We start from the raw sequence: 1,693 nt of genomic DNA, 5'->3' as shown, positions 1-1,693 counted from the left end.
GAGGAGGCCTTCGAGCGGCCCGCGACGACCGAGGACGCGATTTCCCACGTCGCCTCCGAAGTGGGTGTGCTGGTGACACCCCAGTCGCTCGCCCGCCTGCACCACCGGCGCGACCTCACCTATCGCCCGGTCGTCGACGCACCGGCATCGCAGGTGGGACTCGTCTGGATCACCGACCGGACGACCGACCTCGTCGACGAGTTCGTGGGGATCGTCCGGGGGCGCACGGCCAACAGTTCCCGGGGCCGCCGCAGCGATTCCGAACCGGAGTCCGGGTCCGGCGGCACCTCACGTCGCGGCGAACGCACGGGCTCGACCCCGAAGCGGCGCGCACCGGAGCCCACGACGTCCCGCCGCGCGGGGGCGTCCGCGCGGAAGCGCCCCGGGAAACCCCGGCGCGGGCGCCGTTAGCGACACGCCGATCGCGGCCTGTCAGGGGACGGGGCGGCAGACCGACGGGACGCACCCGCGGATGGTCTCGGCGAGGACGCGGTAGTCCACTCCGCGCGGTGACGACGAGCGGAACACGAGACCGATCCGCCGTCCGGGTGCCGGGTCGGCGAAGTGCGCGACCTCGAGATCTCCCCGGGTGGTTTCGACGGCAACCGCGGAGGCGGGAACGAGGGTGATGCCCAATCGTCCTGCGACGCAGCGCACTACGGTGGACAGGGAGGTCGCACGGGTGTCGCCGAGCGCAGGTCGCGCGTCGACGGACCGGCACAGGTCGAGTGTCTGGTCGCGCAGGCAGTGGCCTTCGTCGAGCAGCAGCAGTTGCGCGTCGTCGAGTGCGGAGACGGACAGGTCGGTGTGTCCGGCGAGTTCGTGTCCGGTCGGCAGGACGAGGACGAAATCTTCGTCGTAGAGCGGAACTTCGATCACACCCGAGACGTCGGTGGGCAGGGCGAGGACGGCCACGTCGAGGGTTCCGGCGCGCAATGCGTCGAGGAGCCGGGCGGTCTGGTCCTCGACGACCTGCAACGACAGGGTCGGCATCGCTGCGTCGAGTGCAGGCAGGATCTCGGGCAGCACGTACGGCGCGACGGTGGGGATCAATCCCACGCGCAGCGGGCCCGAGAGCCCGTCGGACACTCCCGCCGCCGCGTCGACGAAGCCGTCGGCGGCGTCGAGCACCATCTCGGCGTAGGGAAGCAGACGTGCTCCCGCCGGCGTCACGAGCACACGGCGGGTGCTGCGCTCGATGAGCTGGACGCCGAGGCCGTTCTCGAGAGCTGCCAGACCTTGGGAGAGGGTGGGTTGGCTGACCTCGAGTCGCGCCGCGGCCGTGCCGAAGTGCCGATAGGTGGCCACCGCCACGAAGGCACGCAGCTGCGACAGGGTGGGCTGGTAACTCTGATCGGTCACGCCTATCAGTGTAGAGCGACCTATCGTGTTTACCTTTTGCAGCTGTCGGAACTCACCGCGTCGACGTGGCGCCCGCTGCCCTGCCCGCCGTCAGGTCGGCCTCGTCGAGCACGACCTCGATCTCGCCGCCGTACTCCACACCCGGAGCGAGCGGCAGCCGATCCCCGCTCCAGAAGCGGCCAGGGTCGTACCAGTTGCTCCCCCGATGCCGTTGCTGCAGCAGACCCATCTCCTCCAGCGTCAGCCCGACCACCTCGGCGCAGTACGCGCTCTCGAGCCCGCCCGACGGGACGGATGCCCTGCGTCGACGCGGGAGCCGGCCGGAGAACCA

1 protein-coding gene and 2 pseudogenes are annotated in these 1,693 nt (G+C 70.8%); 1 reads left to right on the top strand and 2 read right to left on the bottom strand.

The genetic code is table 11. From position 1 onward, the window contains the following. A pseudogene (locus R1101_RS28330) lies at window positions 1-411 on the top strand (LysR family transcriptional regulator); the annotation flags it as partial. Between the two features lie 21 nt (window positions 412-432). Here R1101_RS28330 and R1101_RS0122960 read toward each other — a convergent pair. Next, the gene (locus R1101_RS0122960; RefSeq protein WP_016935540.1) at window positions 433-1,362 is read right to left on the bottom strand and encodes a hydrogen peroxide-inducible genes activator; all 930 of its coding nucleotides are present in this window, start codon (window positions 1,360-1,362) and stop codon (window positions 433-435) included. A 52-nt stretch (window positions 1,363-1,414) separates the two neighbouring features. Further along, window positions 1,415-1,693 (bottom strand): annotated as a pseudogene (locus tag R1101_RS0122955) (hypothetical protein); the annotation flags it as partial.

The sequence above is a fragment of the Rhodococcus sp. R1101 genome (assembly GCF_000278445.1).
GTDB classification, from domain to species: Bacteria; Actinomycetota; Actinomycetes; order Mycobacteriales; family Mycobacteriaceae; genus Rhodococcus; species Rhodococcus gordoniae.
Note: the sequence above shows the minus strand (reverse complement) of the source record. Positions and strands in the feature narration are given on the sequence as shown.